At 41.9% G+C, this 22,674-nt stretch carries 26 protein-coding genes and 1 pseudogene; 17 read left to right on the plus strand and 10 right to left on the minus strand.

Annotation, left to right across the window (positions count from 1 at the left end):
- The first annotated feature begins 760 nt into the window (after positions 1–760).
- On the plus strand, positions 761–1,399 hold the full coding sequence (locus ACYTXL_RS06205) for a histidine phosphatase family protein (protein WP_461923943.1): 639 nt from the start codon (positions 761–763) through the stop codon (positions 1,397–1,399).
- Between the two features lie 172 nt (positions 1,400–1,571).
- Here the strand turns inward: ACYTXL_RS06205 and ACYTXL_RS06210 are convergent, their stop codons facing one another.
- Entirely contained in the window at positions 1,572–1,739 is a 168-nt protein-coding gene (locus tag ACYTXL_RS06210) for a PIN domain-containing protein (protein WP_461923944.1), read from the minus strand.
- A 27-nt stretch (positions 1,740–1,766) separates the two neighbouring features.
- A complete protein-coding gene (locus ACYTXL_RS06215; protein WP_461923945.1) occupies positions 1,767–2,000 on the minus strand; it encodes a hypothetical protein in 234 nt (77 codons plus the stop codon).
- A gap of 387 nt (positions 2,001–2,387) precedes the next feature.
- On the opposite strand from ACYTXL_RS06215, the gene ACYTXL_RS06220 reads away from it, so the two are divergent.
- A complete protein-coding gene (locus ACYTXL_RS06220) occupies positions 2,388–3,515 on the plus strand; it encodes a M14 family metallopeptidase (protein WP_461923946.1) in 1,128 nt (375 codons plus the stop codon).
- Positions 3,516–3,617: 102 nt separating this feature from the next.
- Here ACYTXL_RS06220 and ACYTXL_RS06225 read toward each other — a convergent pair.
- Positions 3,618–4,133, minus strand: a pseudogene (locus ACYTXL_RS06225) (type I restriction endonuclease subunit R); the annotation flags it as partial.
- 286 nt (positions 4,134–4,419) lie between these two features.
- Here ACYTXL_RS06225 and era point away from each other — a divergent pair.
- The 3 genes from era (at position 4,420) to ACYTXL_RS06240 (ending at position 7,272) form a co-directional block, all read left to right on the plus strand.
- Complete coding sequence (era, locus tag ACYTXL_RS06230) at positions 4,420–5,394, plus strand: GTPase Era (RefSeq protein ID WP_461923947.1); 975 nt, start codon at positions 4,420–4,422, stop codon at positions 5,392–5,394.
- Positions 5,395–5,473: 79 nt separating this feature from the next.
- Positions 5,474–6,151 carry a response regulator gene (locus ACYTXL_RS06235; protein ID WP_196527287.1) on the plus strand — a complete coding sequence of 226 codons (678 nt, stop codon included), beginning with the start codon at positions 5,474–5,476 and terminating at the stop codon, positions 6,149–6,151.
- A 680-nt stretch (positions 6,152–6,831) separates the two neighbouring features.
- Entirely contained in the window at positions 6,832–7,272 is a 441-nt protein-coding gene (locus tag ACYTXL_RS06240) for a hypothetical protein (protein WP_461923948.1), read from the plus strand.
- Here ACYTXL_RS06240 and ACYTXL_RS06245 read toward each other — a convergent pair.
- On the minus strand, positions 7,267–7,422 hold the full coding sequence (locus ACYTXL_RS06245; RefSeq protein WP_461923949.1) for a hypothetical protein: 156 nt from the start codon (positions 7,420–7,422) through the stop codon (positions 7,267–7,269). The two genes, ACYTXL_RS06240 and ACYTXL_RS06245, sit on opposite strands and share 6 nt — an antisense overlap.
- Positions 7,423–8,061: 639 nt before the next feature.
- Here ACYTXL_RS06245 and ACYTXL_RS06250 point away from each other — a divergent pair.
- Positions 8,062–8,535 carry a TspO/MBR family protein gene (locus ACYTXL_RS06250; RefSeq protein WP_461923950.1) on the plus strand — a complete coding sequence of 158 codons (474 nt, stop codon included), beginning with the start codon at positions 8,062–8,064 and terminating at the stop codon, positions 8,533–8,535.
- A 90-nt stretch (positions 8,536–8,625) separates the two neighbouring features.
- Complete coding sequence (locus ACYTXL_RS06255) at positions 8,626–9,099, plus strand: TspO/MBR family protein (protein ID WP_461923951.1); 474 nt, start codon at positions 8,626–8,628, stop codon at positions 9,097–9,099.
- Positions 9,100–9,104: 5 nt separating this feature from the next.
- Here the strand turns inward: ACYTXL_RS06255 and ACYTXL_RS06260 are convergent, their stop codons facing one another.
- Positions 9,105–9,812, minus strand: a complete 708-nt coding sequence (locus ACYTXL_RS06260) for a M15 family metallopeptidase (RefSeq protein ID WP_461923952.1) — start codon at positions 9,810–9,812, stop codon at positions 9,105–9,107.
- Positions 9,813–10,601: 789 nt separating this feature from the next.
- The gene (locus tag ACYTXL_RS06265) at positions 10,602–10,862 is read right to left on the minus strand and encodes a DUF4926 domain-containing protein (protein ID WP_461923953.1); all 261 of its coding nucleotides are present in this window, start codon (positions 10,860–10,862) and stop codon (positions 10,602–10,604) included.
- A gap of 76 nt (positions 10,863–10,938) precedes the next feature.
- Here ACYTXL_RS06265 and ACYTXL_RS06270 point away from each other — a divergent pair, with 76 nt between their 5' ends.
- The 6 genes from ACYTXL_RS06270 to ACYTXL_RS06295 all read left to right on the plus strand — a co-directional run bounded on the left by ACYTXL_RS06270 (position 10,939) and on the right by ACYTXL_RS06295 (position 15,752).
- Positions 10,939–12,411 carry an aminotransferase class I/II-fold pyridoxal phosphate-dependent enzyme gene (locus ACYTXL_RS06270; RefSeq protein ID WP_461923954.1) on the plus strand — a complete coding sequence of 491 codons (1,473 nt, stop codon included), beginning with the start codon at positions 10,939–10,941 and terminating at the stop codon, positions 12,409–12,411.
- 107 nt (positions 12,412–12,518) lie between these two features.
- Entirely contained in the window at positions 12,519–13,022 is a 504-nt protein-coding gene (locus ACYTXL_RS06275; protein ID WP_461923955.1) for a DUF2059 domain-containing protein, read from the plus strand.
- A 242-nt stretch (positions 13,023–13,264) separates the two neighbouring features.
- Positions 13,265–14,284, plus strand: coding sequence for an ABC transporter ATP-binding protein (locus ACYTXL_RS06280; RefSeq protein ID WP_461923956.1), 1,020 nt, complete (start codon positions 13,265–13,267; stop codon positions 14,282–14,284).
- Between the two features lie 18 nt (positions 14,285–14,302).
- On the plus strand, positions 14,303–14,455 hold the full coding sequence (locus ACYTXL_RS06285) for a hypothetical protein (RefSeq protein WP_461923957.1): 153 nt from the start codon (positions 14,303–14,305) through the stop codon (positions 14,453–14,455).
- A complete protein-coding gene (locus ACYTXL_RS06290; protein ID WP_461923958.1) occupies positions 14,439–15,326 on the plus strand; it encodes an ABC transporter permease in 888 nt (295 codons plus the stop codon). The genes ACYTXL_RS06285 and ACYTXL_RS06290 overlap by 17 nt, the downstream gene beginning before the upstream one ends.
- A gap of 33 nt (positions 15,327–15,359) precedes the next feature.
- Positions 15,360–15,752, plus strand: a complete 393-nt coding sequence (locus ACYTXL_RS06295; protein ID WP_461923959.1) for a hypothetical protein — start codon at positions 15,360–15,362, stop codon at positions 15,750–15,752.
- 77 nt (positions 15,753–15,829) lie between these two features.
- On the opposite strand, the gene ACYTXL_RS06300 is transcribed toward ACYTXL_RS06295, so the two are convergent.
- Entirely contained in the window at positions 15,830–16,267 is a 438-nt protein-coding gene (locus tag ACYTXL_RS06300; protein WP_292802532.1) for a peroxiredoxin, read from the minus strand.
- Positions 16,268–16,456: 189 nt separating this feature from the next.
- Here ACYTXL_RS06300 and ACYTXL_RS06305 point away from each other — a divergent pair, with 189 nt between their 5' ends.
- The 4 genes from ACYTXL_RS06305 (at position 16,457) to ACYTXL_RS06320 (ending at position 19,201) form a co-directional block, all read left to right on the plus strand.
- A complete protein-coding gene (locus ACYTXL_RS06305) occupies positions 16,457–16,861 on the plus strand; it encodes an Npun_F0494 family protein (RefSeq protein ID WP_461923960.1) in 405 nt (134 codons plus the stop codon).
- 250 nt (positions 16,862–17,111) lie between these two features.
- Complete coding sequence (gene cobQ / locus ACYTXL_RS06310) at positions 17,112–18,596, plus strand: cobyric acid synthase CobQ (protein ID WP_461923961.1); 1,485 nt, start codon at positions 17,112–17,114, stop codon at positions 18,594–18,596.
- Between the two features lie 140 nt (positions 18,597–18,736).
- Positions 18,737–18,973 carry a 2Fe-2S iron-sulfur cluster-binding protein gene (locus tag ACYTXL_RS06315; RefSeq protein ID WP_335126610.1) on the plus strand — a complete coding sequence of 79 codons (237 nt, stop codon included), beginning with the start codon at positions 18,737–18,739 and terminating at the stop codon, positions 18,971–18,973.
- An 84-nt stretch (positions 18,974–19,057) separates the two neighbouring features.
- The gene (locus ACYTXL_RS06320) at positions 19,058–19,201 is read left to right on the plus strand and encodes a HigA family addiction module antitoxin (protein ID WP_461923962.1); all 144 of its coding nucleotides are present in this window, start codon (positions 19,058–19,060) and stop codon (positions 19,199–19,201) included.
- 368 nt (positions 19,202–19,569) lie between these two features.
- Here the strand turns inward: ACYTXL_RS06320 and ACYTXL_RS06325 are convergent, their stop codons facing one another.
- The 3 genes from ACYTXL_RS06325 to ACYTXL_RS06335 all read right to left on the minus strand — a co-directional run bounded on the left by ACYTXL_RS06325 (position 19,570) and on the right by ACYTXL_RS06335 (position 21,989).
- Complete coding sequence (locus tag ACYTXL_RS06325; protein WP_461923963.1) at positions 19,570–20,013, minus strand: SRPBCC family protein; 444 nt, start codon at positions 20,011–20,013, stop codon at positions 19,570–19,572.
- An 86-nt stretch (positions 20,014–20,099) separates the two neighbouring features.
- A complete protein-coding gene (gene zds, locus ACYTXL_RS06330; protein ID WP_461923964.1) occupies positions 20,100–21,539 on the minus strand; it encodes a 9,9'-di-cis-zeta-carotene desaturase in 1,440 nt (479 codons plus the stop codon).
- A gap of 273 nt (positions 21,540–21,812) precedes the next feature.
- Positions 21,813–21,989 carry a ribbon-helix-helix domain-containing protein gene (locus tag ACYTXL_RS06335; RefSeq protein ID WP_292802505.1) on the minus strand — a complete coding sequence of 59 codons (177 nt, stop codon included), beginning with the start codon at positions 21,987–21,989 and terminating at the stop codon, positions 21,813–21,815.
- Positions 21,990–22,674: the final 685 nt, after the last annotated feature.

The following is a 22,674-nucleotide window of genomic DNA, read 5'->3' on the forward strand; positions in this document are numbered from 1 at the left end:
GAGAATAGTATATCGCTTGATTATCAGGATTTATGTAGAGACGTAATTAATTATGTCTCTACACTTTCTAATGATTTTAAATAAAAAAGTTATTTATTTAAACCGCGTCTATCTTGAAACCTGTAGTTCTTCGTTGATCAAAAGGATTTGCCCTTATCCCCCAACCCCTTCTCCCAGATTTGGGAGAAGGGGAGCCAGAATTTTAAAGTCTCTCTCCCATATCTGGGAGAGGGCTTTAGGGTGAGGGCAAAAACTACGGTTCTTAACTTAGATGAGGTTTAGATAATTCAACTCTATTAATTTAACTCTATTATTAAATTCACATTTTAAAACTTTACATCCAGAGCGGATTCCTAACAGCCAAATGGAGTCAGGATTACAAAAGGCGATCGCACTGAAAATTGGTTTATAGCGGTTCTGAGTTGAGTGAGTTACAAGAACCCCACCCCGAACCCCCTAAGAGCAAGCGAGGAGGGGCTATAATGTACGTCATTTGATTAGGAAAAGTTATAATATCTGGCGTTGCACTAATGCCTATTCTTTGAATAGGGATAGTTATGACAGGCCGTGACGCAAGGGACACAAACAGCGTGTCACAGGTAAGACTTGCTAAGGCTGACGCTATGGGTGACGCAATTTTGTTGGATCTGAAAATTATTTAAAATATCATCAAATTGTAGTAGTATGGCACGGGCATTAACTATCTTCAACTACATCTGATTGTTAGCGCTTTGAAATTCAAAATCGATGAGAGTATACCGTGAACCTAACTATTTATTTCCTCCGTCACGGACAGACAGAATATAGTCGTAACAATGCCTTTTGCGGTTCAATAGACTCAGAACTTACCCCAGAAGGCTTGGAGATGGCCAAGGCTTTTGCTGACGCATATATTTCTATTCCTTGGACAGCAATATTTTGTAGTCCAATGCGGCGAACTATATTGACAGCAAAACCTTTATGTGCATCTCTAGGGATAGAACCACAACTCAGAGATGGTTTGAAGGAAATCAACTATGGCGAGTGGGAAGGAAAAACCCCAGAAGTAATTAGCCGTGAATATCACGATGATTATATTCGCTGGTCAGCAGACCCGGCTTGGAATGCTCCATCTGGTGGAGAAATGGCTGTTAGAATTGCCTCTCGTGCCTTGCAAGTAATTGAAGAAATCAAGCAAAATTACACTAGTGGCAATGTGTTAGTGGTTTCCCACAAGGCAACTATCAGAATTATTCTGTCTAGTTTACTGGGGATTGATGTGGGACGCTTCCGTTTTCGTTTGGGATGCCCTGTTGCTTCGGTCAGTATTGTAGAATTTACCTCACATGGGCCGCTGTTAAAGGTTTTGGCAGACCGGACTCATTTGGATGACCGTTTGCGAAATTTATCAGGAACGTAAGGGAGTTGGGAGTTGGGAGAGACGCGATTAATCGCGTCTGTACAGGAGTTGGGAATTATTATTTTTCTCTTGCTCCCTCCTCAATCCCTGGCTTAGTATATTTGCAGTAAAGGTTTAGGTTTATCGCAATTTTTAAAATATATTACATTGGGTTGGTCTATTTCGGTAAAAGCTAGACTAGCTCTATTTTTGGCGAAGGTATTGATATAGTGGATGCTGAGATATAACCCTCAATCTCTTGGCGTTCCACAAAGCGTAAAACTTGTTCGCTGTCTGTAAAAAAAGGATCACGGTCAAGTGCTACATCAACAATAATGTTGGTGTCTATCAGAACCTTCACAGGTTATGCTTCTCCTTTAAATATTCCCTACTTGGCTTGGTCTGAATCAAAGTCTAGTGGTGTGGGTGGGGCGTTTTCCAACAAATCTTTTAGGGCTTGAACTTTGTATTGCCGTTTTTTGGGTTGTTGGGGAGTTGTGGTAGTAGTTGCGGTTGGCTGTAGGATGATAACTTCCACTTTACCAGGAGCAATATTTAGAGGTTCATCAATAATCAAATGACCTGATTCATCAATTGTGGCGTTCAGCTTGTAGGCTTGCATATTTCTGCTGTTTTTCTTTGTAGGATAGAACACTGTTGCTGTAAATGTTGCTCCGGCGTAGCCCGCACTTCTCTACGAGACCCTTCTCTACGAGACGCTGCGCGAACGGCAAGCTCAGTGACCATCGTAGACATGGCAGTTCTGAATCAATAGCATATAACGGTCTATATCGCAATGTTCAGCGTCAACATCACGATGTTCATCGTCAACATCACGATGTTTATCCTTAATATCGCAATATTTAGGCAAATGCTTATGCGATCGCTAGCAATACTTAAACAAAACTTATGAATAAGCAACACACCCTACGCCTAATTCTATTCGTGAGGGCTTTTAATTCAGTACAGATACAGGGATAATTTACTTAAATTATCACCGAGTTCTTTTATGCTGCCAGTTATTGAAACTGTTGCTTTACGTCAAATGGCTTCGGGCGATCGCTTGTTTCTACAAGTTTACAAATTTATCGGCGCTCAACCTGGTAAAAAGGTTTACATTCAATCTAATCTCCACGGTGCAGAAATTGCTGGCAATGCCGTTATTCATCAGTTAATTGAATTTTTTTTAACAATAAATGATTCAGATTTAGCTGGAGAGATTTGGCTAGTTCCTGTTTGTAATCCAATGGGGACGAATGAGCGATCGCATCATTTTTCGCCTGGTCGATATTGCGTTTATGAAGCTAAGGATTGGAATCGCATATTTTGGGACTACGAGAAACAAGCTAATGATTTAGTAGCTTTTACTAAATCTCAACTTCATCTTGGTCTAGAGGTTGTTCAACAAAATTATCTAACTATAATTAAGCAAAAATTTGCAAAAGTTTTAGAAAAAATTAATTCCCCCAGTAGTGTGCCCTACACTGAGGTTTTTAGCTATAAACTACAAAATCTCAGTTTAGATGCAGACTACTTAATTGACTTACATACTTCTACCAATCAAGCTTTAGACTATCTTTATTACTTCCGAAATCGAGAAGAGAGTGCAAAATACTTCGGGTTTGATTTTGGAATCTTACTTGATAAATACGATGGTGATGCTTTTGATGAAGCTTTTATCAAACCTTGGTTAGCACTGGAAGCTTGTTTTAAAAAGTTTGGTAAAGAAATCAAGTTTGATGTGGAAGCTTGGACACTAGAATTAGGAACAGGAATGCAAATGAACCCTGATTCAGTCGCTAAAGGTGTACGCGGTGTGAAAAACTATTTAGTGCAAAAAGGTGTACTGCAAATTCCTTATTTATCAGATGACACAAAAACTCATGAAATGACTTTTACATCTAGCAGTAACCGGAAAAAATATTATGCGATCGCAGGTGGGATGATTCAATGGAGAATAGAATTAGGTAGTTCAGTCAAAGCTGGAGAAAAACTCTATCAAATTCTCAGTTTTAATAAAGAAGGTAAGTTACCCAGTGTCATTGCTGTCTGCGCTCAAAAAGATGGATTGGTTTATGATGTCGCAACCAATCAAGCTGTGAATGAAGGCGAGTTTGTATTGGGAATTATTAGTTAACAACTAAATTTAAAGTTCTGCCTCTACGCCACTGTTTGATTTATTATTTGATTCCATAAAGGGATCGGTAGAGTAGATGGGGTTTTTCTTGTTTGAGTTGCCCAACTTAGAAGTCGTCGCAATCACAGGATAACGTTCTTCTGGATTAATAAAATTATCCAATTCCAGTTTACCTTCCCTATCTTCTCCTGTAATTCGCATCACATATTTATAGTTTTCCCTGACTAAATCTCTGGCTTCATTAGCGATAGCTTGTCGCATTCGTTCCGCGTGTTCTGTATCCACACAAAAAATAATTGTTTTTGCATAAACATCAGTTTCCCGCAAAAACTCCATCACTCGTTTTGCAACAGCTTTTGTCCGATCATCAATTACTAAATTCCAGTCAAAATCTTTGAGATTATAAACCCGATCTTCGATAAAATCCTCTGATTTATCTCGCTTACCCGCTTCCGGGCGATATCCTTCTAAATCCACATTTAAACCTACTCGAATCACCTTATAGGGAGCAAGAAAACCGTCATCAATCCCTTGTTTCAGAGAATAAGTATAAATTGGAGCAGCAAAATATTCAATATTAGAAACTTCCTTTGTTTCCTTTGGGGTTGGGCAATACCCTGCGGTCAAATAAAGCTACATGAATTTCCCCTACGGATCATGAATCGCCCCTACGGAGTAATTGATTGCTCAATTATACACAGAGTCCTTTGAGGCTAACACAAACTTCGTCATGGAACCGTTTGTTTTGAATCTAAAAACAAAATCAAGTTGTCTCAGCTGTAAAATATAAGTGTAGAGGCAGTAGTAGATTAAACCTAAGCAAAAGCAATCCCCGAAAATGCTAGGGTGTTTTTATGCTTATTTTGTCTCTAAGAAAGTAATCAAGTTATACCAGCTGTAAAATATGAGGGTGGAGCCAAAGGTGACTAGTATTGATAATTACAACTTCTCTTTTTCAGGAGAAGCCACAATTCCACAGGCTCCTCCTGAATTTAAATCAGGTTTTATCGGCATTGTTGGTCGTCCTAATGTCGGTAAATCTACTTTGATGAATCAATTGGTAGGAGAAAAAATTGCCATTACATCACCGATTGCACAAACAACACGTAACCGTTTGCGCGGTATATTAACTACACCAGAGGCACAGTTAATATTTGTAGATACGCCAGGAATTCATAAGCCCCATCATCAATTGGGCGAAGTGTTGGTGCGAAATGCCAAAATTGCGATTGAATCGGTAGATGTATTGCTGTTTGTGGTAGATGGAGCCGTGGCTTGTGGTGCAGGCGATCGCTATATTGTCGATTTGCTCAGTCGCAGCAAAACATCGGTGATTCTGGGTGTCAACAAAACCGACCAACAACCGCCCGATTATCAGTTTATAGATGATAGTTACGCCCAGATAGCCAAGTCCCATGAATGGAAAATCGTGAAATTTTCTGCTAAGACTAGTGCCGGATTACCAGAACTTCAGGAATTATTAATTGAACATTTAGAAATTGGACCATTATATTATCCCCCAGATTTGGTAACTGACCAGCCAGAGCGCTTTATTATGGGTGAATTGATCCGAGAACAAATTTTATTATTGACTCGTGAAGAAGTACCCCATTCAGTAGCGATCGCCATTGACCTAGTAGAAGAAACTCCCAGCATTACCCGTATACTTGCTACTATCAACGTCGAGCGCGATTCCCAAAAAGGCATACTCATTGGCAAAGGCGGAGCGATGCTCAAAGCAGTTGGTAGTGAAGCCCGCGAACAAATCCAAAAGTTAATCGCTGGTAAAGTTTACCTAGAATTATTTGTGAAAGTCCAGCCAAAATGGCGACAGTCGCGGGTGAGTTTAGCAGAGTTAGGCTATCGCGTGGAAGAATAAAAAATTAGTCATTGGTCATTTGTCATTAGTAAAAACTAATTACTCTAGCTTGCTGCCTCCTGCGTCCTAACTAATAAAAATGTCTTTAGATACTCGCTATCCCTTAAATTTACCCGCCAATGCTCCGCCGTTGCGCGTGTTAATTGTCGAAGATGATCCGATGATGCAATTGGGATTAGAGCAATCATTAATGGCTCATCCTCAATTGGAGATTGTTGGACAAGCAGAAGATGGTTATTTGGGAGTTCAAGCCGCACTTCAACTGAAACCTGATTTGGTGGTTATGGATATTGGGTTGCCGCGATTGGATGGCATTGCAGCGACACAGCAAATTAAGGCGGCGCTGCCAGCAACTCATGTGGTGATGCTGACATCTCATCAGACGGAGACAGAAATTATTGCGGCACTATCTAGCGGTGCAGATGCCTATTGTATCAAAGGTGCAAGTGTGGAACGATTGTTAAGTGCGATCGCAGCCGCAGTTGATGGTGCAGCCTATCTCGATCCCCAAATTGCGCGGCGAGTAATTGATAATCTCAAACCGCCTTCACCCACCAGCAATAACGCTAACTTATCTGGGCGCGAGTTAGAAGTGTTGAAACTCATGGTAGACGGATTGAGTAACCCAGAGATTGCCGAAAAACTTTATCTCAGTCCCAATACCATCAAAACTCACGTTCGGGGGATTATGAATAAATTAGCAGTAGACGATCGCGTGCAAGCAGCAGTTGTAGCACTGCGTTCTGGATTGGTTTAATCCCATTTACAAGTAGAGGCGTACTTATGTACGCCTCTACAGCCGATTTATTTGTTGGCAATATTTTGGAAAAATGGTCTACCTCAATGCATTTTACTTAAAAAAGTTCCCGAATTGATTAGGGTCTAAATTAACAGGAAATAAGAAAATTTCCTTGCCTTCTAAATTTGCCTTCTGGTAAAGCAAAATTGCCTTTTCCAAAGAACAATATTTAATTGGAACCCATCCGTCGCTATAAAAGTAGAGAGTGACTCGGCTCATTGCATACTCTTTTAACGGCACTGGAACGTACCAGGACGAGTTCACAATTTGAACCTTAACTGTTGAGTCCATGTTTTGAACCTCAGATACTAAGTATATTTAGTTTGACTCATCACTCTGACTACTTTCACTCATCCAAGTGAGTTCTAATAACTATCATAAGTAATAAGCTAATCTACCTTGAAGTTAGATATTTAAGTAGAAGATCAGGAGTCAACGAGTTTTTAGTTGCAATTGAGCCTTAGTAGTTGGTAAGGGATTTTGGGCAAAGTTTGACAGGTTGTCTTTTGACACAACTATTATTTTAAAATTATCGTTTTTAAATACTGGTGGAAAATAGCATCAAAAATCTTTGAATTTTCCTTTAATTGACTTTCCCCAGTCAGCCCTAGCTACTTCGCTTACTCTTTAGAAACTCTATGTTCAACTTTACTCTAGAAAAGAATTTGGGATGGCTATTATTAATTTCGGTTCTGATTGCTACACCAGTTAATGCCCACACCGAAAAGGTATCTGGGGACGTAGGCGGGATGCTGCATATTGAACCCCATGACAATCCTCAAGCTCGCAAAACCGCTCATGTTTGGATTGTCCTCACCCATAAAGGCGGGCGACTAATCCCCCTGACACAATGTAACTGTCAGTTGGCTGTCTACCCTGAACCTCACAAAGAAACTGATGCCCCATTGCTAAAGCCCACTTTACATAATGTATCAACCAAGCAATATAAAAGCATTCCCGGAGCCGAGATCATATTTCCCAAAGTAGGAGCTTATGAATTGGAGTTAAGGGGTACTCCCAAATCTGGAGCTAGTTTCAAGCCCTTTGAGTTGTCTTACAACGTCACTGTCGGCTCATAAAAGCTGAACTGTGTAAAATGTCATGCTGTAGCAAGATCCCGCAGGGTTGAGAAATTGCAGTGCGATCGCCTCTAAAATGGTAGCGATCGCATAACCCAATACGCTTGGGTTAGAGCCAAAAACCTTAAACTGCGTAGGTTGGGGAGCCACTGCGCCCTTGCGGTTTCCCGACTTGTTCGCTCTTAGCGTTTCCGCAGGGTAGCAAGTGGCGTTTAAGGAACGTACTTAATCATTCATGAACAACAAGATCCCCGACTTCTTATAGAAGTCGGGGATCTAAGTCTTGTGATTTGAACGAAATCAAATAGGATTGCTATATAAGCTTTCTTGCCTTCTGCAATGTCCAATGCCCATATATTTACAGCAGTCTTCATGTATTTGAACCAGATATGTCGTAGGGGCACAGCAATGCTCATTGGTGTCAACTTAACCTAGAAGTTAGGCAAGGCATGCTTTCGAGGTTTGACCCTCACAAGAACAGCCCCTCTCCCAAAAGTGGGAGAGGGGAGCAAATTCTCTAGTTCCCCTTCTCCCAAGTTGGGAGAAGAGGTTAGGGGATGAGGGCAAAACGTCTTCTCAAAGCAACTTTTTTCTTAAGTTGACACGCATGAGCTTTTTCTGTGCCCTGATCGCGTGGTCTATTTCAGACAAAAATAGCTACAAGGTTCTGCCAAATGATCTGAAGGTTTCAAACTCAGGGATGATAAATAATTAGCAACTAAATTGACAAAATTACACTATAAAGAGTGATATTAAGCGATAGATAGGGCTTGTAAAGGAATAACGGGCATGATTAAATCTTGGATGGTGATTGGGGGTGTGGCTTTCTTAGTTGCGTTGGCGGCTAACGTGATTACGCCTAGCGATCGCCAATGGTTCAAGCGCTTACAACGACCGAGATGGCTAACTTTTGAGGGTGCGATTCCAATTATCTGGACTGTAATATTTATTTGCGGTGCTTGGTCAGCTTATATTGTCTGGGAAAAAGACCCAGGAAGCACCTCAACCTGGTTAATCATGGGTTTATACTTGCTCTTAGAAATTATTACCATTGCCTATACGCCTGTAATGTTTAAGCTTCACAGTCTGAAAGTGGGTACAATTCTTGGTGGCACAGGTTTTATCATTTGTGTTTTGTTAATACTTGCAGTCTTAGGTTTTTCTGGTTGGGCAGCATTGTTACTAGTTCCTTATTTCCTTTGGAGTCCCATTGGTACTTATACCACTTGGCAGATGATCAGTCTCAATCCTCAAGATGCCTAAGATTCGCACCAGCGAATGATTCAAACTATGCCCGAAATTGTCAAACTTGCAGTATATGACTTGATAAAATCCACAAAGCTTGAGTGCATAATGATTCCATCTTGGATAAGAATTGGGGCTGTAACTTTTTTGATCGCCCTTGGTAGTTTCTTGATTACGCCGCGTGATGTAAAATGGTTCGCACGGTTAAGTCGCCCTCGCTGGCTAGTTTTTGAGCCGCTAATTCCGCTCATCTGGACTGTGGTTTTTATTGGCGGTGCAGCTTCAGCTGATGTTGTCTGGCAAAAAAATCCCGGAAGTCTAATTACTTGGCTAATAATGGCTTTATACCTCCTCGTGGAAATTATCACCGTCGCCTACATACCTATAATGCTGAGGTTTCGCAGTCTCAAAGCTGGGGAAGTTCTGGGACTAATGGGTTTGATTTTAGCTGTTGTCCTCGCAATCTGCGTTTTGCCAATTTCTCTAATGGCGGTGCTGTTACTTCTTCCCTATCTAGTTTGGACTCCCATTGGTACTTATACCACTGAGGAGTTAAAGGAACTGAATCCTCAAGATGCATAATGCATCTATGCAACACGCCCATAACGTGCCGTGACAGGATTAGCTGGATTAGATTGATTATTCAGCCAAGCCCACATTTGATCGCCAAGAGAAAAATGCCACCACTCTCTAGGATTGCGTTGAAAGCCTGCTTTTAACATGACATCTCGCAATAACTGACGATGAGTATGATATTTTTGCGTTTCTGGGTAGTTACTATTAGCATAATAATCGGGATGCGATCGCTCTGACATTTCATCAATTGGCGAACCCATATTTATTATTTGCCCGGCATCATCTACCAGCGTCACATCTACCGCCGCACCTGTACTGTGAGGAGGGGGAGTTTTTTCATCTAAACTTGGTACAGCCCAAATTGCATAGACGGCTTCCCAAATCTCTTGGCGTTGCTTTGGTGATAACTCCACCTCAGTCAGTCCCCTATCCTGCACTGCTTGGGCGAAGCTGTAATTTACCATAAACTGTTGGACTGCGATCGGGCGATAGGCATCAAAAATTTGGATACGCCAGTTAGGATGCAGCGAATCAAGATAACTTTGGGCTTGGATCAAATTTTCAATCACGCTTTGACGGAGATAATAAGGAGAGCGATCGCCATAAGTAGCGCCTAATTTTTCATAAGGATGGGGAGATTCCACCGCAAACAATTCTAAAGGAATCTCTATTAGCGGTTCACCACACTCAAAAATTGGAATTTGATGATAAGCCCTCATCTAGTCAGCCACACAGGACTTACGGATTTTAACCCAAGCATAGCATTCTGTGTAACGAGTCTCTTCTTCCTCTGTGTTCTTTGCGCTCTGCGTACAATACCAATTTTTCTCAATCCTGAAGAGCAAACCAAAAACTTCTTTCTAAAGGGCGATGCCTACGGTGGTAACTGAGCTTGCCGAAGTGCGGGCTACGCCTCATTGGTGTCAACTTAACGTAGAAGTTAGGCAAGGCATGCTTTCGAGGTTTGACCCTCACAAGAACAGCCCCTCTCCCAATTTTGGGAGAGGGGAGCAAATTCTCTAGTTCCCCGAATCCCAAGTTGGGAGAAGGGGTTAGGGGATGAGGGCAAAACGTCTTCTCAAAGCAGATTTTTTCTGAAGTTGACACCAATGGCTACGCCTACGCTAATAATCAGCTACGTATACAAAGTTATATAGCCTTTCCTAATCACATAAGGTACATCATAGTCCCCTCTCGAAGAGCCTACGGTGTACACACAAGTTTTTTCGTTCAGAACATAAGTCTTTTTGTTGAGAACACAAGTCTTTTCGTTCAGAACACAAGTCCATTCGTTCAGAACACAAGTACATTCTTTCAGAACACAAGTACATTCTTTCAATTGTCAATTAGGGGGATAATGAATGCGATCGCACTTTACAGCACATTTCATCTGAATAAGGTACACAAGGGCGGGCAGGATGCCCACCCCACAAGATTTATCATATTAAGATGTGTACTTAATTTACCTGCAAAGTGCTGTAATTCAGATATAAACCCTAAAGTAAAACTTAAGCAATTGCCAAATCATAATGTAAAACTAAGATTTCATCTGCTCTCAAAGTCGCCATTGCATATTCACAGCCTTGGGTATCAGCAAACTCGACTAAATAATGATATTCTTCTTCTTGCTCAAAGACTTCTACGATTGTCCCAACTTGCCCACTGGGTAAGCTTTCGATAGAAGTATAATCTTCTTCCACTAGTTGTAATCTCTCAATGGGAATAGGCTTGAGTGTAGCAATAGTATCCAAAAGTTTATTTTTTTTCATTTAACTTCAGAAATGCAGTAATCAAACGTGGATAAAGATTATTAGCGGTAGTTTTTGACGGTTCGTTTTTTCAAAAATGCTCAATCAAAACCAAACACCTTTATTAGATGCCTTAAAAGCCAATGCAGCAAGACCCCATGCGCCTTTTTACACCCCAGGACATAAACGAGGTGTAGGCATTGCTCAACCCTTGGCTGATTTACTTGGGACAAAAATCTTTCGCGCTGATTTAACCGAATTAGCAGATTTAGATAATCTCTTTGCACCCCAAGGCGTTATTCGAGAAGCACAACAACTGGCGGCTGAGGCATTTGGTGCTTCGCAAACATGGTTCCTTGTCAATGGTTCTACCTGTGGGATTGAAGCGGCAATTCTCGCTACCTGTGGGACAGGAGATAAAATCATTTTGCCTCGCAATGTACATTCTTCTGCGATCGCTGGTTTAATTCTCTCTGGTGCAATACCCATTTTTCTCAATCCTGAATATGATCCAGTTTTAGATATTGCCCACAGCATCACGCCCAATGCTGTAGAATCTGCACTCCAAGAACATCCAGACGCGAAAGCAGTGTTGACAGTTTATCCAACATATTATGGCGTTTGCGGAAATTTGAGTGCGATCGCTCACATTACTCATCAATATAATATCCCTCTACTCGTAGATGAAGCACACGGCGCACATTTTGCCTTTCATCCAGAATTCCCCACTCCAGCCTTAGCCGCAGGTGCCGATTTAACTGTACAATCGATTCACAAAGTACTTGGTGCGATCACACAAGCATCAATGCTGCACGTCAAAGGTGACAGGATAGATGGCGATCGCATCAGTAAAGCTTTGCAACTTCTACAATCTACCAGTCCTAGTTATTTACTTTTAGCTTCTTTAGATGCAGCGCGTCAGCAAATGGCACTCCACGGAAAAATGCTGATGTCTCGCACTTTGCAACTTGCTGAGGAAGCTAGAACACGAATCGGCGAAATTCCGGGATTATCAGTTTTGAAAATGCCTCGGTTGGGGAAATCTCCCGGCTTTGTGGCTTTAGATAAAACGCGGCTAACTGTCACAGTTTCTGGTTTAGGCTTAACCGGATTTGAAGCAGATGAAATTCTGGATGATAAATTTGCTGTCACTGCTGAATTCGCCTCACTGCAACATCTCACCTTGATCATTAGTTTAGGCAATACCCCAGCCGATATTGAGCAATTAGTCCAAGGTTTTACCAGCCTCGCCAAAGAATATCGCCGAAGCAACTTAACTGTTAAAAGCCATCTTTGGCAGGATCTTTTCACTACACAGTGTCATGCTTTATCTTATTCTCCCCGTGAAGCTTTTTTTGCTGTCAGTGAGATACTACCTTTGATACAGACTAATAAACATATTTGTGCCGAAATCGTCTGTCCCTATCCCCCAGGAATTCCTGTATTAATGCCGGGAGAAGTCATCACCAAATCTGTCCTTGATTACCTGCAACAAATCCAGGCGATGGGAGGATTGATCAGTGGTTGTGCTGATAGTAGTTTACGCACCCTAAAGGTAGTAAAAGAATGACTTATATGGTAAATTTAAGGATAATAATTTGAGACCATTGCTCACAATGATTCCTGATTTGTCAAACATCCTCTAAATAATCCTCTATTAAAAATAAATTTAAATCAATGAAGATAAATTTTTTGTTCTTAGCAGCAGTTGTACTTTCCTTAGTAACGACCTTCAATAGAGCCGCTTTTGCTCAAAGTCCAACTAATACTATTGCACCAAGTAGTAACGCTCAAGAAATAGAAAAAAATAATAATATCAAGAAATTGTTTGAGATAACTGGTGTGAAAAATATTTCTCAACAGATCATCACTCAATTATTAAATAATTTAAAGTCCGATTTCCCTCAAGTACCTCAAAAGTTTTGGGATAATTTTGCTGCTGAAATCAGACCAGATGATATTGTAAATGAGACTATTCCTATTTATAATAAATACTTTACCAATGAAGAAGTAAAACAACTTATTACATTTTATCAGACACCTTTAGGACAAAAAACAATTACCGTTCTTCCCCAACTTTCTCAGGAATCTTATGATGTTGGGAGAAGATATGGAAGAGCAGCAGCCCAAAGAGCCTTAAAAAAATTGGAAGCCGAAGGATATATCCGCCCTAGTAAATAAACCAGTGTATGATGTTAAATTTAATTTAGGAATGGGTAATTTTTAGGTTCAGCTCAATTACCAATCCTGTCAATAAGAAGCAAAGGGGCAAAGGAGAAAGATTCTTTTTGCTCCCCTGCTCTTGCTGTACCTATTGTCGAATTGCTTGATAAAGCAACTTTAAACCCAGATCAACTTTGCTCTCCACCTTCTACAATAAAGATAGACTTTGTTGAGATTTGTATAGTTGGGGATAAGCTGTCATGGCTCCCGCCGTTTTAATTCAAAATCTGCAAAAACGCTACGGTACAGTGGTCGCCGTCCAGGATGTTTCCTTTCAGGTAGAATCAGGAGAAATCTTCGGTTTACTTGGCCCCAACGGTGCTGGGAAAACTACTACCTTGCGTGCCTTGTGTACACTTACCACACCAGATGCTGGCAAAATCGAAGTATCTGGCATCTCTGTGTTAGATAATCCGAGAGTGGCAAGACAACGACTAGGCTATGTAGCTCAGGAAGTCGCTATAGATAAGGTGCTGACTGGAAAAGAACTGCTGCAATTGCAAGCCGCACTTTATCACCTCCCAGGCGCAGTAGCCAAACAGCGCATTGAGACGGTATTAGATTTACTTGGTTTGCAAGAATACGCTAATAAAAAAACAGGAACCTACTCTGGCGGTTTACGCAAGCGCCTAGACTTGGCTGCTGGGTTGCTCCATGCACCGGATGTTCTGGTATTAGATGAGCCAACTGTGGGACTTGACATAGAAACTCGTTTTGTGGTGTGGGATTTCCTGCGAAAATTACGCGCCTCTGGGACGACGGTAGTAATTACCAGCCATTACTTAGAAGAAATTGACGCTCTAGCCGATCGCGTGGCAATTATAGATCGGGGCGTTGTGATTGCCAGTGGCACACCTTCACAATTAAAAGATCAAGTCGGGGGCGATCGCATCACCTTGCGAATCCGCGAGTTTTCCCCCATTGAAGAAGCTGAAAAAGCGAAAAACCTCTTGCAACCTTTGCCATTTGTGCAAGAAGTGATCATCAACAGCGCTCAAGGTAATTCCCTCAACTTGGTGGTGACACCTCAGAATGACAGTCTGATTAACATACAGCAAGCGTTAAATGCTGCTGGCTTGCCCATATTTGGCATCGCCCAATCTCGCCCCAGCCTCGATGACGTTTATCTCGCCGCTACAGGACGCACCCTGATGGATGCAGAACTCGCAGCAGTTGCCATCCGCGATCCCAAGGCTGAGAAAAAGCAGAATATGAGATAGGGGCATGGCGAATGGGGCATGGGGCATAGAAATAATTACAATGCCCAATGCCCAATACTTCTCTACGAGAGGCTGCGCCAACGACAACGCTACTTCGACGCCGCTCAGTACAAGTCAGTACAAGTGCCTAATGCCCAATTAATCCCAAATCCTTATGAGCGTTACTCCTAAATCTGATCTAAATTGGCAGCCAGCGACACTACCACAAGTTGACGCTAATGCTGCACCTAACTTTTTTGGTGAATTGGTACAAGAGACGTTGGCTTTAACTCGTCGCTTGTTTATTCAGTTGCAACGCCGTCCATCATCTTTGGTTGCTGGAATTATTCAGCCAGTGATGTGGTTAGTGCTATTTGGGGCTTTGTTCCAAAATGCACCTAAAGGTATATTTGCCAATACAACAAATTATGGTCAATTTTTGGCCGCTGGCATAATTGTGTTTACAGCCTTTGCTGGGGCGCTGAATGCTGGTTTGCCGGTAATGTTTGACCGCGAGTTCGGCTTTTTGAATCGTTTACTCGTAGCACCCTTAGCATCGCGGTTTTCCATTGTTTTTGCTTCGGCAATTTTCATCATCAGCCAAAGTTTGCTGCAAGCAGCAGTGATTGTAGCGGCGGCGGCGTTCTTGGGGGCTGGACTACCAGATGTAGCGGGTTTAAGTGCGATCGCTTTAATTGTCTTTCTCTTAGCTTTGGGTGTAACAGCCATCTCCCTCGGTTTAGCTTTTACCCTACCCGGACACATTGAATTGATTGCAGTGATTTTTGTCACTAACCTGCCATTATTGTTTGCTAGTACTGCTTTGGCGCCTCTATCATTCATGCCTCAGTGGTTGCAGGTTGTGGCTACCCTGAATCCTCTTAGCTATGCGATCGAACCAATTCGCTATCTTTATCTTCATAACAGTTGGGGATTAGGTAGTGTAGTGATGCAGGCTCCTTGGGGTAATGTTACCTTTGGGGGAGCGTTGCTGGTGTTGTTTGGCTTTGCCCTTGTCGCCTTGCTGAGTATTCAACCCCAACTGCGTCGGACTCTTGCTTAAGATAAAATAGAGCAATTTTAGGGTCAAAAAACCATGAAAAAACCATTTTTACAAATTCCTAGACTCTTTGTGGCTACCCTGGCAGGAATTAGCTTTGCTTCCTTGCTCATGGCTCAACCCAGTTCGGCTCAAGTCAGCAGCCCATCGGATGCTTTTCCCAGTACTAGTACAACAGACCAAAATACCGATCCGTTCTCCCGTTCAAACTCAGACAATTTCAATATGCTTGATCTGATTCATCGGGCGAATTTCGGAACTCTCAACTGGAATTCTGACCAACAGAACCAAGAATTAGACTCAGCAGCAGCAGCCTTTAAAGCAAGGCAACAAAAACTAATTCCAGGTCAGCAAGCAACTCCCGGTTTGCCATCGGTTACACTACCATCACTTACACCACGATCGCTTACACCACCATTAGGTAACTGAATTCAAACAAAGAACCCCAAGCCTCTAGGGTTTGGGGTTGAGGCTATTTAAAAAATCTTTAGTTATCAGGTAAAAAACTATAGCCCAAGTGCAGCTAAAATATCGCTAGCATGGGTGGTGGTATTTACAGCACTATCAACATGGGTAATTTTCCCGTTGGGGTCAATTACGTAGGTAACGCGCTTGGCATAACCGCCGCCATCCACATCAAAAGCTTTGATGAGGGATTTGTCGCTGTCAGCCAGTAGGGGAAAGTTCAAATTATATTTTTGGGTGAATGCCTGATGGGAGACTTCATCATCTGCACTCACTCCCAAGATGACAACATTTTTACCTTGATATTGAGACTGGGCATCCCGAAAACTACAGGCTTGTTTGGTGCAGCCTGGCGTGTCATCTTTGGGGTAAAAATACAAAACGACCGTCTTTCCGGCAAAATCAGATAACGAGACTGTGTTGCCGTTTGTATCTTTGGCGGTAAATGCAGGTGCATTCGTACCAACTGCTAGAGACATAATTAACCTTTCCTGTTTCAGATTGTTGATGCACTTGAAATTTTACATTATTACATTAATTTATTAATTTATAAAAATAGCATAACTATACTTGAGGTAACTAATTTTGGTTAAATCAGGTAGCTGGGACAAGAAAAAATATATCCTTAAATAAATCTTTATCAGAAAAAAAATTTCTACCCATATACAATGGCTGCTGTTGATTCCCAAAACCCAAATATTTTTGTCTATCCTCAAAGCACAGTAGAAAGAGCCGAGCGATCGCTAGTGTGTTCACCCTTTAATCTATCTTTATTTGAAGTCATGGGATACCAGAGCGTGTCATTGAGTGCGATCGCTCTGGAAAATGGACTCAAGCAGGGCTATACTAAACGCCCTTTATCAGAATTAGCCTGTGACAACGCCTTGGGCTGGCTGATCCAAGTGGGTGTATTGCGCCGAGAAGTCGATGGGCAGGGAATTACAGATAGTTATCGCCTCACTCCCTTGGGACGCCAGTTGGTGGAACAATACCAGGGAAAAAATTGGCGCACTCCTTCATGGCGCGATCGTTTCTATGATGCTGTGATTCGTTGGTTACGGATACCTTTTTAGAAAAAAAACCAAAGAGTTAGGATTAGGTAATCAAAGGGAACAATATATACGGAAACATCACATCTATTCATGAAGTCTTTACCATAATCATTTGACTGAAATTTGTGATGCTGGGCATTGGGCACTTGTACTGAGCGTTGTCGAAGTATTGGGCATCGTGTATAGTTCATCTCCCTCATCTCCCCCTGCTCCCCTGTTGTTTGCTCCTAAAAATTCACCCTGTATCTCGAAAAACTAACTAATAGCGACTATGAAATCAATTATGGTAGTGGGGACAACATCCCATGCAGGGAAATCATTTTTAACTACAGCTATTTGTCGCATTCTGTCGCGGCGTGGTTGGCGAGTGGCTCCCTTTAAAGGTCAAAACATGGCTTTAAATGCTTATGTCACTGCCAGTGGTGGAGAAATTGGCTATGCCCAAGCAGTACAAGCTTGGGCCGCGGGAGTCGTGCCTTGGGTAGAAATGAACCCAATTTTACTCAAACCCCAAGGGGATATGACTTGCCAAGTAATTATCAAAGGCCGGTCTGTAGGCAAAGTCAGTGCCTCAGATTACTACGAGCAATATTTTGATCTGGGGTGGCGGACAATTGAAGAATCGCTACAGCATTTAGGAACAGAATTTGACTTGGTAGTTTGTGAAGGTGCTGGTAGTCCAGCAGAAATTAACCTCAAGCACCGCGACTTAACTAATATGCGGGTGGCAAAATATTTGAACGCGCCAACGATGTTAGTAGTCGATATTGACCGGGGTGGTGCTTTTGCCCATGTCGTAGGTACTCTAGAGTTATTAGAACCAGATGAACGCGCCTTAATTAAGGGTGTAGTAATTAATAAGTTTCGAGGACAGCGATCGCTCCTAGATCCGGGAATAAAATGGTTAGAAGAACGTACAGGTATCCCCGTTATCGGTGTTATACCTTACTTACAAGATGTCTTTCCAGCCGAAGACTCCCTTGATCTGCTAGAACGTCAATCGTCGTCGAATAAAGCCCAAGCTGACCTCAATATTGCCGTCATCCGCTTACCCAGAATTGCCAACTTCACTGACTTTGACCCACTCGAATCAGAAAGCACAGTTTCTGTAAAATACCTCAGTCCTAAGCAAGATTTAGGACATCCTGATGCCGTGATTATCCCAGGTACAAAGACTACAATCGCTGATTTGCTACTGCTGCAAAAAAGCGGTATGGCAGAAGCTATCCAACACTATGCTGCTTCTGGCGGAACAGTTTTAGGTATCTGTGGCGGCTATCAAATGCTCGGTCAAATCATCGCTGATCCAGAAGGGATAGAGGGACAAGCTGGCAGATTTCAAGCGTTAAATCTTTTACCAATCAGAACTGTAATTACAGGACAAAAAATCGCCCGTCAGCGTCAAGTTAGCTCAAATTATCCGCAACAGGGCTTGCCAGTCAATGGCTTTGAAATCCACCAAGGGCGATCGCGCATCGAACAGCAAGGCATAGATCCGCAATCTTACCATGCCTTATTTGACGATATTAATTTAGGGTTAGTGGATAGTTGTCAATCAGTCTGGGGTAGTTACCTGCACGGGCTTTTTGACAATGGCCCTTGGCGACGGGCTTGGTTAAATCGCCTCCGTCAACAGCGAGGTTTAAAATCTTTGCCTACTGGTGTTGCTAACTACCGGGAACAGCGAGAGCAGATTTTGGACTCTCTAGCCACTGAAGTTGAAAGCCATTTAGACTTAACTCCGTTTTTGTCTTAAGCTAAAGTGCATAAAAATATCATTAGTCATTGGTCACTTGTACTGAGCGTAGTCGTTGGCGCAGCCTCTCGTAGAGAAGTATTAGTTATTTGCAAAGGACAAAGGACAAATGACAATACTAAATTAAATACGTAACATTGATGATTGTTCGTGTCCGCTTTTTACCAGATGATGTCACAGTAAATGCCGAAGTGGGAGAAGCCCTCTTAGATGTAGCAGACCGGGCGGGGGTATTTATTCCCACCGGTTGTCTTATGGGGTCTTGTCACGCTTGCACCGTCGAATTAGAGGATGGAGAAATCATCCGCGCTTGTATCACCGCAGTACCGCCACGCGAAGAATTGACGATTAATTTGTTTAGTGACCCAACTTGGTAACGTCGCCCCTGTTAAAGAGAACAAGATGTCACGTCCACCCATGCATCCTGGAAAATTCTTGCTGATGAGCTTGATGAATTGCAGATGAGCGCAAGTGAGTTAGCACGTATCCTTCATGTCCCAACAAATCGGATTACTGAAATAATTAATGGTGAACGGGCAATTACTGCTGACACGGCATTACGGTTAGGGCAATGGTTTGGTACTGGTGCCGAGTTGTGGATATGAGACATATAGTGTAAGTTACGAGCAAGTAAAAGATGTGGCAGAATTATTGGACAAGAAATGGCTGGCAAAAGAAAATATTACCTTTTACGCTCTTGAAAATCATTATCGTAGAACATGGGAAGGTTCCATGCGTGTTAATTTGATGAATATATGTCGTTATTTGTATTTAAGTAATTACTTTGATAAGCCATTCTGAAAAAATTTCTTACAAGATAGCCCAACTGAGGCTAATTCTCTAGACAAAGATTTTGATGTTTCTGAACTGCAACAAATAGGACGCATTTTATCATAAAAAAATCTATATTTTTCTATCAGACAGTAAGAAACTTTTATAGTTTGTTTCCTACTGCCTGTTTTTGCTATCTATATCAATTAGCTTTAATATTCAGCGCGTATTCTTTAAACCTTTCCAAATCAGCTTGAATTGTCGATTCGACTACCCGTCCCAAAAATAAGTTATCCATAATTTTGCCAATAATGCCGGGGATGGCGTAGGAAATGGTCATTTTGACAACGCTACTACCGTTGCGATCGTAAAAGCGAATCGCTCCCTGATTCGGCAAACCATCAATTGATTCCCATTGGATAATTTGGTTGGGAATAACTTTGAGAATTCGGGATTTCCAAGTAAATTCTAAACTGCCCGTCTTCAGTTTCCAAATAGATATATCTGGATTATCTGGCGGAACTTTCACCGAATCAATCCACTTCATCCATCGGGGCATTTGCTCCAAATCAGACCAGAGGCTCCAGACTAAATCTATAGGAGCGTCTACTTCTACCTGCACAGTATGCTCTAACCAATCTGACATTCTCTCTTCCTTCTCTATGAGACGCTTTGCGATCGCATTCTTTGCGCCCTTTGCAGTAGCCTGCGGCAAGCCACTGCATCTCTACGTTATCTCTTCAAACTCTCCAATATCACTTTAGCCGCACGCCGTCCAGAAATAGTAGCACCTTCCATGCTGTCGATGTAGTCTTGCTGAGTATAACTCCCTGCAAGGAAGAAATTATCTACTGGTGTTTTTTGGTTGGGACGGTACGTATCCATCCCTGGCGCTTCTCGGTAGAGAGACTGAGCAAGTTTTACTACACTGTACCAAGTCATATTTAGCTCCCGTGACGAGGGAAACAGTTCATGGACTTGCTTGAGGACATGCTGGGCGATCGCTTCATTAGTTTGGGCAATAAACGGATCTCCCGGTGTCAGCACTAGCTGTAACAAAGATCCCTGTCCTGGGCGATAATAATCAGCAGGGCTAGTCAACGCCAAATCCGCAAAACAAGAAAAGTCAGCATCGGCTGTGTAAAGTAAATTATCGATTCCAGCCGCATGATTTAGCTGTTTACGTTCCTCTCCATCATTCAGTTCTGTTACCCAACCATCGAAGCGTAACTGCACTGTAGCCACTGGCACTGTATCCAGTTTGTAAATATTGTCAAATTCTGACCACTTACGCCACTCATGGGGGAGGATGCGTTGAATTCCTGGAACATCACAGGCAAAGACGTAAGCATCAGCAGTGATAGTTTCTACGCTATCACCTTGGGCAACTACTATACCATTGACGCGCGTTTGTTCGTCTGACTCAGTAAACTGAATTTCTCGCACTTGCCGACGCGTGTAAACTTTTGTGCCTCTAACTTCCAGATATTCCAGAATGGGCTTGTGTAAATACTCAGAGGGAGAACCTTCCAGCATTCGCAAAACTGAAGCTTCAGTTCTGACTGCAAATAACTGGAATATTGTTAACATACAACGGGCAGACATATTTTCGCAATCAATAAATCCCAATGCGTAGGCGATGGGGTTCCACAGGCGCTTGATGCTGCCATTACTCCCACCGTGACTGCGGAACCAGTCGGCAAAGCTAATTTTATCTAATTTACGGATGGTTTTCATCGCCCCCTTAAAGTCTACCAATCCGCGAACTATTGGACTAGTACCCAAAGCGATCGCATTTTGCAATTTATCCTGCAATGATAGTTGGGAAGTAGTAAAAAATGCCTTTAACCCATTGAAAGGCGCACCTGTAAGGAAGCGAAAATCTAAAGCACCAGTGCGCCCTCCTTTATTAATAAAAGTGTGGGTATGTTCCTTAATACGTAAGTTTTCTAACACCCCCACTTTCTCCATCAACTCAAATAGTTCGTAGTAGCACCCGAAAAATACATGCAAGCCCATTTCTAGATGGTTGCCATCGCCATCAACCCAACTACTAACTTTACCACCCACAAACGGACGAGATTCAAAAATCTCTACTTCACAACCAGCATCAGCTAGATATACTGCCGTTGCTAGCCCAGCTAGTCCCGCACCTACGATTGCAACGCGCATTCCGTCGTCCCTTTTCAGCTTCTTTACAGATTGTAACTGCGTTGGTGTCGGAATTTGCCTTCATATCAACTCCACCAGCATATTAAGGCATAGGAATGTCAATATTAAAACTTCTTTGATCACTTTTTTAGTCCCGGCAAATGATCAGACGCGAGAAAAACGCGTCTGTATCAGCTCGACAAACTCTTGTCCATTGCGGCGGACTCAAAAAAGTCTCATAGCTATTTTTTTGGCCGTAAAGCAGTTATCTAGATAAGTTATGAAAGCATTTTCTTACCTATTTACATCTTTGCTGTCGTCGGAGACAGGCAAACTTCTAATCAATTCACGAATCACGTCGGTTGCGGGTCTACCTGTTAGTTCGCAATATTTTTCTAGTTTTTCCGCTTCCTGTGTTGCGAGATTCACTGTTATACGTTTAACTGCCCATTTTTTATTGGTCATTGTCATGCTATTTGCTGTATATTTTAGATCATTGAAAGAATCTAACTAAATAGAAGGCCGATTACATTATCATGAGTTTGTCTCAGGAAACAAGTAATATTATTAAGATTAAAAATGTTCGTTTGGTCTAAGGATTCATCATTTTCTAAGAAAATCAAAAAATTATACTTTATTTGTTACTATTGTGACAGCCAAAATAGTATAGACTTGCTGATGAAGCTAATAACCCCGCTAACAGCATGAGTCAAGGCTGACAATGAAATTTGATAAATTAATTTTAGACACCTACTGTTGACTAAATCAAGATTTCTAAAATTATTCTCCATTGAAAGCATTTGACCTTCTCTCTTAACCAAGTTCGCTAAACCCGCTTGGAGAGAACATCTGGGACAACACCAGAGAATAAAGCTTCTAAATGATGATCATGCTGAAATGCTGACTTACAGGCGGGTTAGAGTGGTGTGTGTAGCTCGTGAATAATCACTTAAAAAGTAGGTAAATAAGCGATCGCTCTCCTACAAACACTCATCTGCATCCATTACAGATATGATGTTAGTTGGCTGTTGCCGATGATCATATTTTAATTTTGTTTGATGCTTTTACATGAACTTTCCGTAAAGATACGATGAAATTTTATATATTTTTTATCCTCACTCTAGCGATATAGTTTGCTTTTAACTCAGGGTTTTTT

Source organism: Nostoc sp. (genome assembly GCF_054880495.1).

Bases quoted from the DNA above. Each gene is read 5' to 3' on its own strand.
- ACYTXL_RS06215 (WP_461923945.1), bottom strand. From the start codon at position 2,000: ATGCAAGCCTACAAGCTGAACGCCACAATTGATGAATCAGGTCATTTG.
- ACYTXL_RS06220 (WP_461923946.1), top strand. From the start codon at position 2,388: ATGCTGCCAGTTATTGAAACTGTTGCTTTACGTCAAATGGCTTCGGGC.
- era (WP_461923947.1), top strand. From the start codon at position 4,420: ATGAGGGTGGAGCCAAAGGTGACTAGTATTGATAATTACAACTTCTCT.
- ACYTXL_RS06235 (WP_196527287.1), top strand. From the start codon at position 5,474: ATGTCTTTAGATACTCGCTATCCCTTAAATTTACCCGCCAATGCTCCG.
- ACYTXL_RS06240 (WP_461923948.1), top strand. From the start codon at position 6,832: ATGTTCAACTTTACTCTAGAAAAGAATTTGGGATGGCTATTATTAATT.
- ACYTXL_RS06250 (WP_461923950.1), top strand. From the start codon at position 8,062: ATGATTAAATCTTGGATGGTGATTGGGGGTGTGGCTTTCTTAGTTGCG.
- ACYTXL_RS06255 (WP_461923951.1), top strand. From the start codon at position 8,626: ATGATTCCATCTTGGATAAGAATTGGGGCTGTAACTTTTTTGATCGCC.
- ACYTXL_RS06260 (WP_461923952.1), bottom strand. From the start codon at position 9,812: ATGAGGGCTTATCATCAAATTCCAATTTTTGAGTGTGGTGAACCGCTA.
- ACYTXL_RS06265 (WP_461923953.1), bottom strand. From the start codon at position 10,862: ATGAAAAAAAATAAACTTTTGGATACTATTGCTACACTCAAGCCTATT.
- ACYTXL_RS06270 (WP_461923954.1), top strand. From the start codon at position 10,939: ATGCTCAATCAAAACCAAACACCTTTATTAGATGCCTTAAAAGCCAAT.
- ACYTXL_RS06275 (WP_461923955.1), top strand. From the start codon at position 12,519: ATGAAGATAAATTTTTTGTTCTTAGCAGCAGTTGTACTTTCCTTAGTA.
- ACYTXL_RS06280 (WP_461923956.1), top strand. From the start codon at position 13,265: ATGGCTCCCGCCGTTTTAATTCAAAATCTGCAAAAACGCTACGGTACA.
- ACYTXL_RS06285 (WP_461923957.1), top strand. From the start codon at position 14,303: ATGGGGCATAGAAATAATTACAATGCCCAATGCCCAATACTTCTCTAC.
- ACYTXL_RS06290 (WP_461923958.1), top strand. From the start codon at position 14,439: ATGAGCGTTACTCCTAAATCTGATCTAAATTGGCAGCCAGCGACACTA.
- ACYTXL_RS06295 (WP_461923959.1), top strand. From the start codon at position 15,360: ATGAAAAAACCATTTTTACAAATTCCTAGACTCTTTGTGGCTACCCTG.
- ACYTXL_RS06300 (WP_292802532.1), bottom strand. From the start codon at position 16,267: ATGTCTCTAGCAGTTGGTACGAATGCACCTGCATTTACCGCCAAAGAT.
- ACYTXL_RS06305 (WP_461923960.1), top strand. From the start codon at position 16,457: ATGGCTGCTGTTGATTCCCAAAACCCAAATATTTTTGTCTATCCTCAA.
- cobQ (WP_461923961.1), top strand. From the start codon at position 17,112: ATGAAATCAATTATGGTAGTGGGGACAACATCCCATGCAGGGAAATCA.
- ACYTXL_RS06315 (WP_335126610.1), top strand. From the start codon at position 18,737: ATGATTGTTCGTGTCCGCTTTTTACCAGATGATGTCACAGTAAATGCC.
- ACYTXL_RS06320 (WP_461923962.1), top strand. From the start codon at position 19,058: ATGAGCGCAAGTGAGTTAGCACGTATCCTTCATGTCCCAACAAATCGG.
- ACYTXL_RS06325 (WP_461923963.1), bottom strand. From the start codon at position 20,013: ATGTCAGATTGGTTAGAGCATACTGTGCAGGTAGAAGTAGACGCTCCT.
- zds (WP_461923964.1), bottom strand. From the start codon at position 21,539: ATGCGCGTTGCAATCGTAGGTGCGGGACTAGCTGGGCTAGCAACGGCA.
- ACYTXL_RS06335 (WP_292802505.1), bottom strand. From the start codon at position 21,989: ATGACAATGACCAATAAAAAATGGGCAGTTAAACGTATAACAGTGAAT.